This is a genomic window from Xanthomonas sp. DAR 35659, assembly GCF_041242975.1.
In the GTDB taxonomy this organism is placed as follows: Bacteria; Pseudomonadota; Gammaproteobacteria; order Xanthomonadales; family Xanthomonadaceae; genus Xanthomonas_A; species Xanthomonas_A medicagonis.
Map to the genome: position 1 here is coordinate 5,145,018 of NZ_CP162488.1, position 15,839 is coordinate 5,160,856.

11 protein-coding genes are annotated in these 15,839 nt (G+C 69.6%); 4 read left to right on the forward strand and 7 right to left on the reverse strand.

Going from position 1 to position 15,839, the window contains the following annotated elements:
- Positions 1 to 31: 31 nt before the first annotated feature.
- Together AB3X07_RS21920 and AB3X07_RS21925 are read right to left on the reverse strand one after the other, a co-directional pair.
- Complete coding sequence (locus AB3X07_RS21920) at positions 32 to 550, reverse strand: c-type cytochrome (protein ID WP_369941243.1); 519 nt, start codon at positions 548 to 550, stop codon at positions 32 to 34.
- Between the two features lie 293 nt (positions 551 to 843).
- Positions 844 to 1,464 carry a TetR/AcrR family transcriptional regulator gene (locus tag AB3X07_RS21925; RefSeq protein WP_369941245.1) on the reverse strand — a complete coding sequence of 207 codons (621 nt, stop codon included), beginning with the start codon at positions 1,462 to 1,464 and terminating at the stop codon, positions 844 to 846.
- A gap of 132 nt (positions 1,465 to 1,596) precedes the next feature.
- Between AB3X07_RS21925 and AB3X07_RS21930 the strand changes: the two genes are divergently transcribed.
- The 3 genes from AB3X07_RS21930 to AB3X07_RS21940 all read left to right on the forward strand — a co-directional run bounded on the left by AB3X07_RS21930 (position 1,597) and on the right by AB3X07_RS21940 (position 7,459).
- On the forward strand, positions 1,597 to 2,760 hold the full coding sequence (locus AB3X07_RS21930) for an isovaleryl-CoA dehydrogenase (protein ID WP_369941247.1): 1,164 nt from the start codon (positions 1,597 to 1,599) through the stop codon (positions 2,758 to 2,760).
- A gap of 112 nt (positions 2,761 to 2,872) precedes the next feature.
- Positions 2,873 to 4,483 (forward strand): carboxyl transferase domain-containing protein, encoded by a 1,611-nt coding sequence (locus tag AB3X07_RS21935; protein WP_369941248.1) that lies wholly within the window; start codon positions 2,873 to 2,875, stop codon positions 4,481 to 4,483.
- A gap of 966 nt (positions 4,484 to 5,449) precedes the next feature.
- Complete coding sequence (locus AB3X07_RS21940; RefSeq protein ID WP_369941250.1) at positions 5,450 to 7,459, forward strand: acetyl/propionyl/methylcrotonyl-CoA carboxylase subunit alpha; 2,010 nt, start codon at positions 5,450 to 5,452, stop codon at positions 7,457 to 7,459.
- Positions 7,460 to 7,504: 45 nt separating this feature from the next.
- Here the strand turns inward: AB3X07_RS21940 and AB3X07_RS21945 are convergent, their stop codons facing one another.
- On the reverse strand, positions 7,505 to 8,428 hold the full coding sequence (locus tag AB3X07_RS21945) for an IS110 family transposase (RefSeq protein WP_369941251.1): 924 nt from the start codon (positions 8,426 to 8,428) through the stop codon (positions 7,505 to 7,507).
- 577 nt (positions 8,429 to 9,005) lie between these two features.
- Here AB3X07_RS21945 and AB3X07_RS21950 point away from each other — a divergent pair.
- Positions 9,006 to 9,740 (forward strand): DUF6065 family protein, encoded by a 735-nt coding sequence (locus AB3X07_RS21950; protein WP_369941254.1) that lies wholly within the window; start codon positions 9,006 to 9,008, stop codon positions 9,738 to 9,740.
- 128 nt (positions 9,741 to 9,868) lie between these two features.
- Here the strand turns inward: AB3X07_RS21950 and AB3X07_RS21955 are convergent, their stop codons facing one another.
- The 4 genes from AB3X07_RS21955 to AB3X07_RS21970 form a co-directional block, all read right to left on the reverse strand.
- Positions 9,869 to 10,069: a hypothetical protein gene (locus AB3X07_RS21955; protein ID WP_369941256.1), complete on the reverse strand. Its 201-nt coding sequence runs from the start codon at positions 10,067 to 10,069 to the stop codon at positions 9,869 to 9,871.
- Between the two features lie 253 nt (positions 10,070 to 10,322).
- Positions 10,323 to 10,868, reverse strand: a complete 546-nt coding sequence (locus AB3X07_RS21960; protein ID WP_369941258.1) for an excalibur calcium-binding domain-containing protein — start codon at positions 10,866 to 10,868, stop codon at positions 10,323 to 10,325.
- 86 nt (positions 10,869 to 10,954) lie between these two features.
- Positions 10,955 to 12,130: a chromate efflux transporter gene (gene chrA, locus AB3X07_RS21965; RefSeq protein ID WP_369941260.1), complete on the reverse strand. Its 1,176-nt coding sequence runs from the start codon at positions 12,128 to 12,130 to the stop codon at positions 10,955 to 10,957.
- A gap of 515 nt (positions 12,131 to 12,645) precedes the next feature.
- Positions 12,646 to 15,585: a glycosyl hydrolase 115 family protein gene (locus AB3X07_RS21970; protein ID WP_369941262.1), complete on the reverse strand. Its 2,940-nt coding sequence runs from the start codon at positions 15,583 to 15,585 to the stop codon at positions 12,646 to 12,648.
- Positions 15,586 to 15,839: the final 254 nt, after the last annotated feature.

Sequence of the window (15,839 nt, forward strand, 5' to 3'; positions counted from 1 at the left end):
ACCCGCGGATCTCGAGGGCCGGTGCGGCGGATTATTTCAGGTTGGCCAGCATCCAGTCGACCGTGGCGTGGATCTGCTCCTCGGTCAGCCCGGGATTGCCGCCCTTGGGCGGCATGATGCCGCCGTCGGGGCCGGTGTAGCCCTCGATGGCGTGCTTGTAGAGCGTGTCCTTGCCCTGCGCGATGCGCTTGTCCCAGTGCGCGTGGTCCAGCGTCGGCGCCTTGCCCACGCCCGTGGTGTGGCAGGCGGTGCACAGGTTGTTGAAGATCACCTTGCCGTCGGTGGTGCCGCCGTAGGCCGCCTGCGCCGAGGCCTTGGCCAGCGCCGCCGCCTGCGCGGCGGCCTGCGCCGCGGCGCCGGTGCTGCCGGCGTAGACCGCGCCGACCGGCGCGATGCGCTCCTCGGTGCGCTTGAGCGCCACCGGCGACACCTCCGGCGGGATCGCCCGCTGCAGGTAATGCGCGAACACGATCAGGCCGAGGGTGATCAGCACCAGCAGGCCGATCACCATCGAGAACCGCTTGAGAAATTCGAGGTCGTAATTCCGCACATCACACCCCTTTGGCACGTGGTGAGACCACCGCTACGCGGCCGAGTATAGCCAGCGTTTGCCGCGCACGGCAGCCCGGCGACGCCGCCGAATGCAGGTAATTGCGTGCTGCATCGCAGCAGTCGGCGCAGGCCGGCGCGCCAACGCGTCGTCCAAGGCGGGAGGCGATGCGACGAACACAATGCCGCATGTGCCACCGCCGCGATCGTGGCGCACGCGCGGCGCGTACCGTGCCTCTCGCGCAACGCTATCGGGCCGCGCGCCGCGCGCATCGGATGACGCGCGCAACGGGACTAGCCGGGGGTCTGTCCGCTGCCGACCGCGCGCAGGCAGAACCCGCAGACCGCCTCGACCAGGCGTTCGCTGTCGCGCGGACCGTCGCGGCTGGGCGCGGTCGGCCCGACCAGGGCTTCGGTATAGGCGCCGACCAGGCAGGCCGCGGCGGCGTCCAGGTCCTGCGCCGGGAACTCCCCCGCGGCCACGCCCTCGGCGAGGATGGCCTTGAACAGATCGCCGAACAGGCGCCGGCAGCGGATGCGCTCGGCGTCCACCTCCGGCTCCACCGGTTCGGCGATGAAGGCATAGGCCAGCCCCGGCCCGGCCAGGGCGCGGCGCACGAACGAGGCGATCGCCGCGCGCAGGCGCTGCGCCGCCGGCGCCGGCTCGGCGGCGATCTGGCGCAGGATCGCCAGTTCGTGGTCCACCGCCGCGGTCAGCACTTCGACGAACAGTTCGGCCTTGGAGGGGAAGTGGCGGTAGATCAGCCCGGTGGACACCCCCGCCTCGGCCGCCACCGCGGTCACCGGCGCCCCGCGGAAGCCGCCGGCGGCGACCAGCCGCCGCGCCGCCAGCAGGATCCGCTGGCGGTTGCCGGCAAGGCGTTCTTCCATCAGCGCGGAGCGTTTGTAGGCCATGGGGTGATTCTATGTTCAATTAATGAATTCCTGTTCACTTCTTTGCCGTTCCCGGCTACGCTGGCGTCCATTCCCTGGCGCCGCCTGGATTCTAGGCGCCCCATCCGCCGCACGCCGCTTCCGGAGCCCGCCATGCTGATGCCGTCATTGAATTTCGACCTGGGCGAGGACATCGACCTGCTGCGCGAAACGGTCGCCGCCTTCGCCGCGCGCGAGATCGCGCCGCTGGCCGAGCAGGCCGACCGCGACAACGCCTTCCCCACGCCGCTGTGGCGCAAGCTCGGCGAGCAGGGCCTGCTCGGGCTGACCGTGGAAGATGAGTACGGCGGCAGCGCCATGGGCTACCTGGCGCATGTGGTGGCGATGGAGGAGATCTCGCGCGCGTCCGGCGCGATCGGCCTGTCCTACGGCGCGCATTCGAACCTGTGCGTGAACCAGTTGCGCAAGAACGGCAACGCCGCGCAGAAGGCGCGCTACCTGCCCAAGCTGTGCAGCGGCGAACACGTCGGCGCGCTGGCGATGAGCGAACCCGGCGCCGGCTCGGACGTGGTGTCGATGAAGCTGCGCGCCGAGGCGCGCGGCGACCGCTACGTGCTCAACGGCAACAAGATGTGGATCACCAACGGCCCCGACGCCGACGTGCTGGTGGTCTACGCCAAGACCGACCCGGCCGGCGGCGCGCGCGGCATCACCGCGTTCCTGGTCGAGAAGGGCATGCCCGGCTTCAGCACCGCGCAGAAGCTGGACAAGCTCGGCATGCGCGGCTCCAACACCTGCGAATTGGTGTTCCAGGACTGCGAAGTGCCGGCGGAGAACGTGCTCGGCACCGTCGGCGGCGGCGTGCGCGTGCTGATGTCCGGCCTGGACTACGAGCGCGTGGTGCTGTCCGGCGGCCCGCTGGGGCTGATGGCGGCGGCGCTGGATGTGGTGCTGCCCTACGTGCACGAGCGCCGCCAGTTCGGCGAGGCGATCGGCAGCTTCCAGCTGATGCAGGGCAAGCTGGCCGACATGTACGTGGGCCTCAACGCCTGCCGCGCCTATGTGTACGCGGTGGCGCGCGCCTGCGACGCCGGCCGCACCACCCGCCAGGATGCCGCCGGCGCGATCCTCTACGCCGCCGAGAAGGCGACCTGGCTGACCGGCCAGGCGATCCAGGTGCTGGGCGGCAACGGCTACATCAACGACTATCCGACCGGGCGCCTGTGGCGCGACGCCAAGCTGTACGAGATCGGCGCGGGCACCTCGGAGATCCGGCGCATGCTGATCGGTCGCGAGTTGTTCGAGCAGACCAAGTGATGCGATGCGCTTCGTGCTGTAGGAGCGGCTTCAGCCGCGACACGTTCCTGGCGAAGCGTCGCGGCTGAAGCCGCTCCTACAGGGACTCACCTTCTCTTCCAACGGCCCAGCCATGAGCGCGATCCAGACCCAGTTGCAACCCGGCAGCGACGCCTTCGCCGCCAACGCCGCGGCGTTGCGCGCGGTGGTCGACGACCTGCAGCAGACCCAGGCGCGCATCGCCCAGGGCGGCAGCGCCGCGGCGCGCGCCAAGCACCAGGCGCGCGGCAAGCTGCTGGCGCGCGAGCGCATCGACGCGCTGCTCGATCCCGGCAGCGCCTTCCTGGAGATCGCGCCGCTGGCCGCGTTGGGCATGTACGCCGACGAAGTGCCGTGCGCCGGCGTGGTCGCCGGCATCGGCCGCGTGTCCGGCGTGGAATGCGTGATTGTCGCCAACGACGCCACGGTCAAGGGCGGCACCTACTATCCGATGACGGTGAAGAAGCATCTGCGCGCGCAGGAGATCGCGCAGCAGAACCGCGTGCCGTGCATCTACCTGGTCGATTCGGGCGGTGCGTTCCTGCCGCTGCAGGACGAGGTGTTCCCGGACCGCGACCACTTCGGCCGGATCTTCTACAACCAGGCCAACCTGTCGGCGCAGGGCATCGCCCAGATCGCCTGCGTGATGGGCTCGTGCACCGCCGGCGGCGCCTACGTGCCGGCGATGAGCGACGAGACGGTGATCGTGCGCGAGCAGGGCACCATCTTCCTCGGCGGCCCGCCACTGGTGAAGGCCGCCACCGGCGAGGAGGTCAGCGCCGAGGACCTGGGCGGCGCCGACGTGCACACGCGCATCTCCGGCGTGGCCGACCATTTCGCCGACAACGACCTGCAGGCGCTGGCGCGGGTGCGCGCGATCGTGGCCCAGCTCAACTGGCGCAAGCCGGCGCCGGCGCTGGCGTTGCGCACGCCGGAACCGCCGCTGTATCCGGCCGAGGAACTGTACGGGGTGATTCCGGCCGATCCGCGCAAGCCGTTCGACGTGCGCGAGGTGATCGCGCGGGTGGTGGACGGCTCGCGCTTCGACGAGTTCAAGGCGCGCTACGGCACCACGCTGGTCACCGGCTTCGCGCACCTGCACGGCTATCCGGTCGGCATCGTCGCCAACAACGGCATCCTGTTCTCCGAGTCGGCGCTGAAGGGCGCGCACTTCATCGAGTTGTGCGCGCAGCGCGGCATTCCGCTGGTGTTCCTGCAGAACATCACCGGCTTCATGGTCGGGCGCAAGTACGAGCACGGCGGAATCGCCAAGGACGGCGCCAAGCTGGTGATGGCGGTGGCCTGCGCCAAGGTGCCCAAGTTCACGGTGGTGATCGGCGGCTCGTTCGGGGCCGGCAACTACGGCATGTGCGGCCGCGCGTATTCGCCGAATTTCCTGTGGATGTGGCCGAACGCGCGCATCGGAGTGATGGGTGGCGAGCAGGCCGCAAGCGTGCTGGCGACGGTGCGCCGCGACGGCATCGAGGCCAAGGGCGGCGACTGGTCGGCGGAGGACGAGGTGGCGTTCAAGGCGCCGATCCGCGAGCAGTTCGAGCGCCAGGGCCATCCGTACTACGCCAGCGCGCGGTTGTGGGACGACGGGATCATCGATCCGGCGCAGACGCGGCGGGTGCTGGGGCTGGGGTTGTCGGCGGCGCTGAATGCGCCGGCGGAGCCGAGCCGGTTCGGGGTGTTCCGGATGTGAGTGGGCGTGTGCGCTCGCGGTGTCAGGCGCCTGCGCGCCGGGATCGGCGGTGGCCACGCAGGTGGTCGCTGACGGTGTCGGCAACGGCGTGCCCGGCCGTAGCGGCCTCGCCCGGCTCCACTGCGGCGGCGCACGTGATTGCCCTCGCTGTTGCTCCGGCTGTTGCTCCGGCTGTTGCTCCGGCTGTTGCTTCGGCCGTTGCTCTTGCTTTGCCTTTGACTTACCGGGTCCCCTCGGCGCGGCAGCCACGGCGGGGAAAAACCCGAAGGGCGGCGCACAGGGATGTGCGCCGTTCGCGGCAGGGGCAGGATGCCCCTTCCGCGAATCCCCGTCGTGGCTGCGCACCCGGAGCGCGCAGCGCGGAGGGCGCGCCGCGGGGTGTGCTTTCTTTTGGTTACTTTTCTTTGCACAAGCAAAGAAAAGTGACCCGCGTCAGCGGAAGCTGTTGCTTTGAAGCTTTTTGTAGGAGCGGCTTTAGCCGCGACAGGTTCTTTCCATCACCATGGTCCAAGTCGCGGCTGAAGCCGCTCCTACAGTGCGCCGCGTCCAACACGCAAACCCCAAGCAACAGCAAAGGCTTTCGCCTTGCGGCGAGTTACTTTTCTTTGCTTGTGCAAAGAAAAGTAACCAAAAGAAAGCACACCCTGCCTCGCGCCCTCCGCGCTGACGCGCTCCGGGTCCGCGTCCATCACGGGGATCCGCGGAAGGGGCATCCTGCCCCTGCCGCGGACGGCGCACATCCCTGTGCGCCGCCCTTCGGGTGTTTCCCCGCGATGGCCGCCGCTACGGAAGGGAACCCGGTAAGTCAAAAGCAACAGCCAAAGCCAAAGCACAGCAACGGCCGAGGCAACAGCCACAGCCACGGCAACGGCAACGGCAACGGCAACGGCAACGGCGCGCAGTGTCGTCCGCACGTCGTCTCGCCGGCACCGCACCCTCTCTGAATCCATTTCCCAGGCACCGACCATGGCCCCCCCCGACCTGCCGACCTTCGACAAGATCCTCATCGCCAATCGCGGCGAGATCGCCTGCCGGGTGATCGCCACCTGCCGCAAGCTCGGCATCGCCACCGTGGCCGTGTACTCCGACGCCGACCGCGACGCCCGCCACGTGCGCCTGGCCGATGAAGCCGTGCACATCGGCGCCGCCCCCGCCCGCGACAGCTACCTGCGCGGCGAGCGCATCCTCGACGCCGCCCAGGCCAGCGGCGCACAGGCGATCCACCCCGGCTACGGCTTCCTCTCGGAGAACGCCGAGTTCGCCGAAGCCTGCGCCGCGCGCGGCATCGTCTTCATCGGCCCGCCGCCGGCGGCGATCCGCGCCATGGGCGACAAGAGCGCCGCCAAGGCCTTGATGCAGGCCGCCGGGGTGCCGCTGACTCCCGGCTACCACGGCGAACGCCAGGAGCCGGAGTTCCTGCGCGAGCAGGCCGATGCCATCGGCTATCCGGTGCTGATCAAGGCCAGCGCCGGCGGCGGCGGCAAGGGCATGCGCCGGGTCGACCGCGGCGAGGACTTCGTCGCCGCGCTCGCCGCCTGCCAGCGCGAAGCGCAGGCCGCGTTCGGCAACGCGCACGTGCTGGTCGAAAAGTACGTGCTGCGCCCGCGGCACATCGAGATCCAGGTGTTCGGCGATACCCAGGGCGAACTGGTCTATCTGTTCGAACGCGACTGCTCGGTGCAGCGCCGCCACCAGAAGGTGCTCGAGGAAGCGCCGGCGCCCGGCATGCAGGAAGGCCGTCGCGCGGCGATGGGCCAGGCCGCGGTGGAAGCGGCACGCGCGGTCGGCTACGTCGGCGCCGGCACGGTGGAGTTCATCGCCGCCCCCGATGGCGCGTTCTACTTCATGGAAATGAATACCCGCCTGCAGGTGGAACACCCGGTCACCGAATGCATCACCGGCACCGATCTGGTCGAGTGGCAATTGCGCGTGGCCGCCGGCCAGCCGCTGCCCAAGCGCCAGCACGAACTGGCGATCCGCGGCCACGCGTTGGAAGCGCGGCTGTACGCGGAGGATCCGGCACGCGGCTTCCTGCCCTCGACCGGCACGCTGCGGCATCTGCGCCTGCCGGCCAGCGACGCGCATACCCGCGTCGATGCCGGCGTCGAACAGGGCGACGTCATCAGCCCGCACTACGATCCGATGATCGCCAAGCTGATCGTCTGGGACCAGACCCGCGAGCGCGCGTTGCGGCGCATGCAAGCGGCGCTGGCCGCCTGCCAGGTGGTCGGCGTCTCCACCAACGCGGCGTTCCTGCAGCGCCTGGTCGGCACCGCCGCGTTCGCGCAGGCCGACCTGGACACCGCGCTGATCGAGCGCGAACACAGCGCGCTGTTCGAGACCGTCCCGGCCACCGCCGCGTCGCGCTGGAGCCTCGCCGCGCTGGCCTGGCTGCTGCACGACCATGCAGAGGCCGCGCAAGCGGACGACCCGCATTCGCCGTGGGACCTGCGCGACGGCTGGCGTCTGGGCGCGCCGGCGCCGCGCCACCTGACCCTGCAGCACGGCGAGGAGCGGCGCACGCTGCGCGCGGTCGCCACCGACGACGGCTGGCGCATCCACGACGACGCCACCGACGCCACCTTGCTGGCCGGCGGCCGCCTGCACGCGGGTCGCCTGCAGGCCACGCTCGATGCGCAGCGGCTGCAGGCGGACGTGGTGTTCGCCGAAACCCGCCTGCATCTGTTCGTCGATGGCCAGGCGCTGCTGTTCGAACTGCACGACCCGGTGACCGAGGCCGACCAGCCGCTGGCCGACAGCGGCGGGCTGACCGCGCCGATGCCGGGCCGCGTGGTCGCCCTGCTGGTGGCGCCCGGCACGCAGGTGACCCGCGGCACGCCGCTGCTGGTGCTGGAAGCGATGAAGATGGAACACACGCTGCAGGCCCCCGCCGACGGCACCGTGCGGGGCTACCGGGTGCGCGAAGGCGACCTGGTCGGCGATGGCGTGGCGCTGCTGGAATTCGAGGCGGCCTGAGGACACCTCCAGTAACTTCGGAACGTGTCCTGTAGGAGTCAACTGTCATGCAGCAGCGATGACCGGGGGCGCGTAGGAGGTCTGATCGCGTGCGATGGCATTGAGCCAGCGCAGGAACTTGTGCATGCAAGCGACGATGGCGACCTTGGACGGTTTGCCTGCGGCCTTCAGGCGCGCGTAGGTGTTGGCCAGGGGCGACCCTGCGCGGATGGAGGCCCATGTGGCCATGTACAGGACCCGTCGCACGTCGGCGCGCCCGCCTGTGATGCGGCGTTGACCTTTCCAGCCGCCGCTGTCGCGATTGAACGGGGCCAGCCCGACCAGGGCGGCGAGCTTGCGCGGCGGCAGCGTTCCCAGTTCCGGCAGCCGTGCGGCCAGGGTGGCGCGCAGGATCGCTCCGACCCCAGGGACCTTGGGCAGGGTCGAACATGTTCTGGTCTGTTGCTCGACCTGCCGATCCAGGGCCCGGATCTGTTGATTCAGCAGGGCGATGACCAACTCGCACTGGTGGCGCACGTCGGGACTGGTGATGTGATCCAGGCGGCGCCGATGGGCATCGCGCTGGCCGACCACGGTGGTGCGCAGGTCGAGCAGTTCGCGTAGCTGCTGCAGGTGCTCTGGCAGCACGGTCGTAGGCGTGGTCGGGATGTGCTCGGCCGCGATGGCCAGCAGCCGCGCGTCCAGGGCGTCGGTCTTGGCATGCAGGCCCAGTGCGTTGGCCAACGCACGCGGACGCTTGGCAGACATGCGCACCGCCGGCAGGTCGGCCTGGCGCAGAGCCCGCAGCACCGCCGTCTCATAGCCGCCGCTGGCTTCCAGCACGATCCGCTCACAAGCCATCGTGGACAGACGCTGGACCAGCTCATGCCGTCCTTGCAGCGTGTTGGGCTGGGTCCAGGCCACGTGGTCCGGCAGCGCATGAATGACCAGTTCGGCCTTGGCAACATCGATCCCGACAAAGCGCCGCATAGACGTTCTCCGCAGTAGACTCAAGGACGAGAGCGCTCCTGCCAATGCCCACGCTTGTGAAGTTCGAGTTCGTGGCTCGGGCAACTGTTCGGGCTTGTTAGGCAGGAGAAACGGAGTGCGGCGGCACTGACTCCTACTCGTGCTCGTTTGGCACTGCGGCTAAACGGCCTGCCGCACTCCGCTCTCACCTACAACGATAAAGCCTAGTAAGACACAAGCGGCTTTAGCCGCGACGAGGCGTTCCTTGTAAAGCCCGTCGCGGCTGAAGCCGCTCCTACAGAACCAACTGCATCTGACTTGATTGTGGCGAAAGCAGGTTGTTAGAGGTGCCCCTGAAACGCTAGGCGTCGCGCATGCTTCCAAGACAGAGGCATGCGCCCGTCTACAGATCGAGACCGCGCCATTCTCTTGTAGCGCCGGCCTGCAATAGAGGCTGGGCTGACAAGCGCCAATGCCACCGTCGCAGCGATTCTGCGAAGACGGCATTGCACATCGCGCCGCGCCGCCACACTCCCCGGTCGCCATGCCGGCGCCGACGCGTCACACTCGGCGCACGTCTCCCGCCGATGCCGCCGCCATGAAACTCATTGCCCACGTCCTCGACGGCCACACCCTCGACGTGCGCCCGGCACCGCGCGAGCGGCCGTGGATGGACCGCACCAACCAGCGCTTCGCCTACCGCTGCCTGCCATTGGACATCGCCAACGCGCACGGCTGGGAGTTGCTGTGCCAGAGCGGATTCGAGGCCGAGTGGAACGGCGGCGACGCGCTCGATGCGATCCGCCTGCACGCCGACCCCGGCACGCAGGCGCCGGCGGTCAGCCACTTCGGCTACGGCGTGCTCACCTTCCACGTGCCCTGCCTGTTCCGCACCGAGCCGGGCGTGGAACTGTACGTCACCGCGCCGGTCAACCGGCCCAAGGACGGCATCGCCGGGCTCACCGGCCTGATCGAGACCGACTGGAGCCCGTATACCTTCACCATGAACTGGCAGTTCACCCGTCCCGGCCGCGTGCGCTTCGACGCCGGCGAACCGTTCTGCCATTTCTTCCCGGTGCAGCGGCAACTGCTGGCCGAGACCGAACCGCGCTGGCAGCCGCTGTCGCAGAGCCCGGAGCTGGAGCGCGACTACCAGGCCTGGATGCGCAGCCGCGGCCAGTTCCTGCACGACCTGGCGCAGGACGATCCGCAGGCGAAGCGCGAAGGCTGGCAGCGCAGCTACTTCCGCGGGCCGGCACCGGGGCAGTGCCCCGCCGGCGTCGAACACCGGGTCAAGTTGCGGCTGGCGCCGTTCACCCGCGACGACGACTGACCTGGCGTCCACGCATCGCCGAGACAAGTGCCGTTACCGTGCCGACGGCTGGGTGAATGGAGTCGGCTGCGCACAAAGCCGGATGTCGAAGCAAAGCCGCACGGCCGTATCGGGAGTTCTGTGAAGCTTCAACCGGCATGCGGCCATTTGCCCGGCCGGCCTGCCCGGAGGTAATCGAGGTAGTCGGACTGCGCGACGCCTTCATTCACCCAGCGGCCGGGATCGGCAGCCAATGCGGCACGCGCATAGGCAAGCGCGTCTTGCGGATCGGCGAATGTGGCCGCCGGCGCGTCGGGCCCGTCCGGCTCCAGAGACGGGAAGTCGTACACATCCAGTTAGTCCTCGCTGCCGATATCCTCGACGTCGTGCACCCAGAGCTGTATCGCTCCCTCGCAGGGGCGCAACTCTACGTAGCGAATGCACGCCGTGCCCTCGCCGCTGCGGCCAAGGAACTGCTCTACTGACTTTCCACGACGAAACGCCGCGGGAATATCGATCGCCGCAAGATACCGCACGATGGCCTGGCACCTGGTCTGAGCCGCATCGCCAAGCATAGCGGCTTGCGTGAGCGAAGCGCTGGCCCTAATGACACCACTGCCGCTCGCACGGCACGCCATCGTGGTTGCCGTCCATCTGCACGCCGGGGCAGTTGCGCAGGAAGTAAGTCGCTTCTTCGCAGGAGGTCATCTGCGCGCAATGGGTGCGTCCGTCGCAGTGAAAGGCCTGCCGAGGCGACACCGGGGCCGTTGCCGCGGCCGGCGCCGCCTCGCGCGCCGCCGGCGGGTCGGCCAGGCGCGGCGCGATCAGCCGATACGCACCGACGCCGACCGCGAGCACCAACAGCGCCAGCAGCACGCGGCCGCGCACGCTGCAGCGCGGCGTGTCCGCTGTGGCAGGGCGCACCGGCGCGGCGGTTGCCTGCCCGGGGCGCATCACCCGCACCGCGCGCGGCCGTCCCTGCGCATCGCGTTCCAGATCGAAGGAGATCAGCTCGCCGATGCGCGGCGGCCGTCCGTCGCGCGGGAACGCGGCGAGGTGCACGAACACTTCGCCCTGGCCATGCGCCGGGCGCACGAAGCCGAAGCCCCTGGCTTGGTCCCACTTGATCAGCGTTCCGTGCGTGCGCATGCGATCACTCCGAGGAGAAACGCGTCGTGCCGTGCGTCATGCACAGCAACGTGGCCAACGCCCGGCCGCGGCCAGCGACGGCGCGCCTACCCGCCGAACGCAGCGAGGCCGAGCGCCGCCACCGTACACCATGCCACGACCCACAGCGCCGGGCGCTGCAGGCGCGCCATCAACAGCAGGCCCAGCGCCACCACCAGCACGTCCACCGGGTGGCGGATGCCGTCGCGCCACAGCGGGTCGTACAGCGCCGCCGCCAGCAGACCGACCACCGCGGCATTGATCCCGGCCAGGGCCCGCGCCAGCAGCGGTCGTCCGGCCAGCGCCCGCCACAGCGGCAACAGCGCACCCAGGGCCAGCAGGCCCGGCGCGAACAGGGCCGCCAGCGCCAGCACCGCGCCGGCGCCCGGGGCGATGCCACCGCCGACGCTGGCGCCCAGATAGGCGGCCAGCGCGAACATCGGACCCGGCAGCGCCTGCGCGGCGCCGTAGCCGGCGAGGAAGGTGTCCGCCGCCATCCAGCCGCTGGCGACCAGTTCGTGCTGCAACAAGGGCAACACCACGTGGCCGCCACCGAACACCAATGCGCCGCTGCGATAGAACGCCGCGGCGAGCGCGACCGGTGCGGGCGTGGCGGTGGCATGCGCGGACGCCCACAAGGCCGCCAGTCCCAGCACGCCGAATGCCAGCGCACATCCCAGCCCCACGGCGCGGCGCCAGCGCCACGGCGCCGCCGCCGGCGGTGGCGGGCGGCACCAGGCGATCCCGGCCACCGCGCCCAGCGCGATCGCCAGCGGCTGGCCCCAGGCGCGGTCCAGCCACAGCGCCATGGCCGCGGCGGCGAGCGCCAGCATTGCGCGGCGCAGGTCCGGGGTCAGGCTGCGCGCCATCGCGTACACGCCATGCGCCACCACCACCACCGCGACCAGCTTGAGCCCATGCAGCAGGGCCGCCCCGCCCGGATGCCGCAGCCACTGCGGCGCGGACAGCGCCAGTGCGAACATCAGCAGCGCCGACGGCAGGGTGAAACCGACGAAGGCGGCCAGCGCCCCGCGCCAACCGGCGCGCTGCCAGCCGATCGCCACCCCGAGCTGGCTGCTGGTCGGGCCGGGCAGCACCTGGCACAACGACAACAACTGCGCGAACCCGGCCTCGTCCAGCCAGCCGCGGCGACGCACGAATTCCTCGCGGAAATAGCCCAGGTGCGCGAGCGGGCCGCCGAAACTGGTCAGCCCCAGGCGCAGGAACGCGCGCAGGACGGGCATGGCGCGTCTCGACGTGGACATCGGCGGAGGCTCGGCCATTGACATGCGGTATCCCCTGGCGCAACGCCAGCAGCGGCGCCGGACGCCAATTCTGCCAGGGCCAGGCGTCCCCTACCGAGTGGCCGATGCGATCGGCACACCGCCGCCCGCACCCTCATCGGTCGCCATCACTGCGCCGACGAAGGTGGCACCGACCGGGACCATTCGGGCACAAGCGCGAGCCGACGGCGCCGCGAACTGCGGCTGCGGCAAGTGTTGCTTTTCGGCGTGCCACCGGCGCGACGTCGCCACTCACGTCGAGACGATCGCCTAGCGTCGGAACCGTCGCGCGCTGCGGCCGATCGCGCGCGCGACGCGCGGCCGGCGCACGCTACGCCACCTTGCAGGGAGCCGCAGTCTTGATCCCCGAGGCTGCCCCGTGCCGGCGCGTAGCGTGCGCACGCGACACAACCCCACGGCGCCTGCCGGACGCGGCATCGCGCCGCGCTGACGGCGAAGCGCACGCCCCCCACGACTCAACTCGGATGCGCCGCCACCTCCGGCGGGCCGAAGTACGAGGCCGGCAACGGCTCGCTGCGCACCACGATTTTCTGCACCACCATGGTCGGGTCGACCATCATGAGCTTGAGCACATGTCGCCCGGGGGCGGCAACCGACTGCGCGACGGTCAGAATGCGCGCGTTGTTGCGTGCGTTCTCGTAGAACGCCTCACCCAGGAAGTCCTGCGACGCCTGCTGCTCCGGCGTGAACACGCTGACGACCTGCGGCGGCTGATCATCGAAGGCAACGGCGACGCTGAGTTGGTGGGTGGTGTCGACGTTGAGCGTGGGGTTGGTGACCAGATCGATCTCGTAGCGACCGGCCCTGGCCAGGTACACGGGATATTCCAGGCGCGGCGCGGTGCGCGGGTCGGCGAACGACGGCGCGGTGACGGGAAAGACCGACATCGCGGCCCGCGCGCGGCCGTAGTCCGGAATGCGCTCCCAGCGCACGCCGTTGACGGCGACGTTGCGTTCGAACGCATCGGCGGCGATCGCGATCGGCCCCCGCAGGCCGCCGAATGCGCCACGCGCCTGGCGCTGCTGCGCCGCGGAGGCCTTGATCGCCTTGACCCGGATCGTCCGCTCCTCCTGCGTGCCGGTGACCACGATCGTTCCGCTCTGCTCGCCGACGGCGGCCTTGTTCCAGTCGATCTCGACCCAGAAGCGCCGGTCCTCGCGCCCGACCCCGAACGGCTTGCCTTCGGTGATCACGATCCAAGGCTCGGCCGCCGCCATCTTGAACGCGATCGGCCGGGCGCCGCGCGGGAACACGTCGACGTAATGCCGCTGCCGGCACAGGCTGTCGAACGTCGGCAACTCCGGATCGAGCCAGAAGCCAGGCCAACCGGGCACCGAGCCTTCGACCGCCACCGCATAGTCGGCGGTGTCCTGCACGTCCAGCGCGACGACGCCCGGCATGATGTTCGCCGGCGGCGAATACCAGTCGAAATAGCCCAGATGCACCTGGTCCATGAGGTGGTTCCATTTGCCGCCGGCCAGGCGCGTGTTGTAGTACGCGGTCAGCTCGCGGTCGCGCTGGAACAGCCGGCGCACGTGTTCGGCTTCGGCATTGGCGCTGGCGCGGCCCTGTTGCGCATAGAACCGGTTGCGGGCCGCGGCGATGTTCAGCTCGGTCGCCGTCGCGCACGCCTTCACCGGATGCAGCACCAGTTGGTAATAGGCGTCGAGCGCGTCCGCCGGCAGCGCCGACTGGATGCTTTCGGCCTGCGCCACCAGCGTGGTCCAGGCGTCCAGCACGCGCTCGGCCTCGCGATAGTGCAACAGGCTGAAGGTGTCCGGCTTCACCAGTTCCGGCTTGCGCCAGGCATTGTACTTCGCATATTTCGCGACGATCTCGGCGATCGGCACCGCGTGCTCCGCGCCGAACTCGCGGCTCGCCCAGCGCTGCGTCCAGGCGGCGACATCCTCCCTGCCGATCGCGTCCGGTTTCCACGCTAGCCGCAGGAAGAACTCGATCGGGATCTCCAGCGGCTTGAAATCGCCGACGTTGGCGATCCAGATCCGGTCGGCGCCGTAGCGGTACGCCAAGTTCATCTGCTCCCAGATCTTCGGCAGCGGATTGCTGTTGAGCCACTTGTACGAGAACGGCCCGCCGTTCATGTCCATGTGGTAGTAGATGCCGGAGCCGCCGGCACGCTGGCGCTCCACGGGCTTGGGCAGCCGGCGCAGATTGCCGACATTGTCGTCGGTGAACAGCAAGGTGACGTCGTCCGGCAGCGTCAGGCCAGCGTCGTAGAACTTCTGCACCTCGGTGAACAGGGCCCACAGTTGCGGGACCTCGCTCGGGTCCTTGCCCAGTTCCGTGGCGAGGATGCTGCGCTGGTCGGCGATGATGGTTTCGAGCAGGCGCATGTCGGCCTGCAGATCGCCGGCACTGGCCATGGCCACGTCGCCGTCGCCGCGCATGCCCACCGTCACCAGCACTTCGTGCGCGCGGTTGCGCGCGATGCCTTCGCGGAAGAAGGTCTGCAGCGCGTCCTTGTTGGTGGCGTAGTTCCATTCGCCGTTGCCGTACCGGTCGCGGTGGTCGGTCCACTCCTTGTGCGCACGCATCATCGGCTCGTGGTGCGAGGTACCCATGACGATGCCGTACTCGTCGGCGAGCCGCGCATTGTCCGGATCGTCCTGCGCGAACGCGTTGTCCCACATCGCCGGCCACAGGTAGTTCGCGCGCAGGCGCAGCAGCACTTCGAACAGCCGGGTATAGAACGCCGCGTTCATTCCGCCGAATTTCTCGGTGGTCCACTTGCCCAGGCATGGTTGCTCATCGTTGAGGAACACGCCGCGATACTTCACCGCGGGCGGGCCTTGGAAGTGCTTGCCGCGCCGGATCGCGATCGCCGCGCGGCGGCGCACCGGCACGTCCGCCCACCAGTACCAGGGCGACACACCGATCTGCTCGGACAGCTCATAGATGCCGTAGATGGTGCCGCGCTTGTCGCTGCCGGCGATCACCAGCGCTTCGGCCACTCCCGGGGCCGGTTCGGTGACGGTCTGCAGCGTGTAGGACTCCCACTGCCCGCGGATCGGCGCGACATCGAGCTTGCCGACCGCGACCAGCGCATCGATGAGCGCACTTTTGCCGAGGGTGCCGACCAGTAGCACCGTCGCGCCCGCGGCGGCGGGAGCGGGGGCGTGCAGGACCTGCGCCGGCGTGCCGGACACGCGGCCGATGTCCTCGGCGAGGTCGCGCGCCGCCCTCGCCACACCGGGGAAATCCCGCGCATCCACATGGATCGGCACGGCCTGCCCGTCCGCGGCGATTCGAAATTCTGTGTTAGCGCTATCAAAAATGGCCATGGCGTGCAGCGGCGAGGCGAGGATTGCCACGCTCCCGGCACCGGCAATGAAATCGCGGCGCGACAGGAGGAAGGAGGAACTCGATTCGGACATGGGGTGGACTCGGTGGCGAATGGAGTGAGAGCACGCGCGACGCCCAGCGACGGGGCCGCGCCCGATTTCGTTGGAACGGCGCTGGCCGGCCCATGCAGCGACTGGGAACGAACGGACGATAGGCGGGACATCACGCGGTTCGCAAGACAAATGCGGTGCCCCACCCTTTGCCGCGGTATGGCGCGGCAAATTCTGGCGCTACTGCTGCACGGCAGCATGGGCTTGCGCTGGTTTCGCCCTGCTCAAGCGCCGGC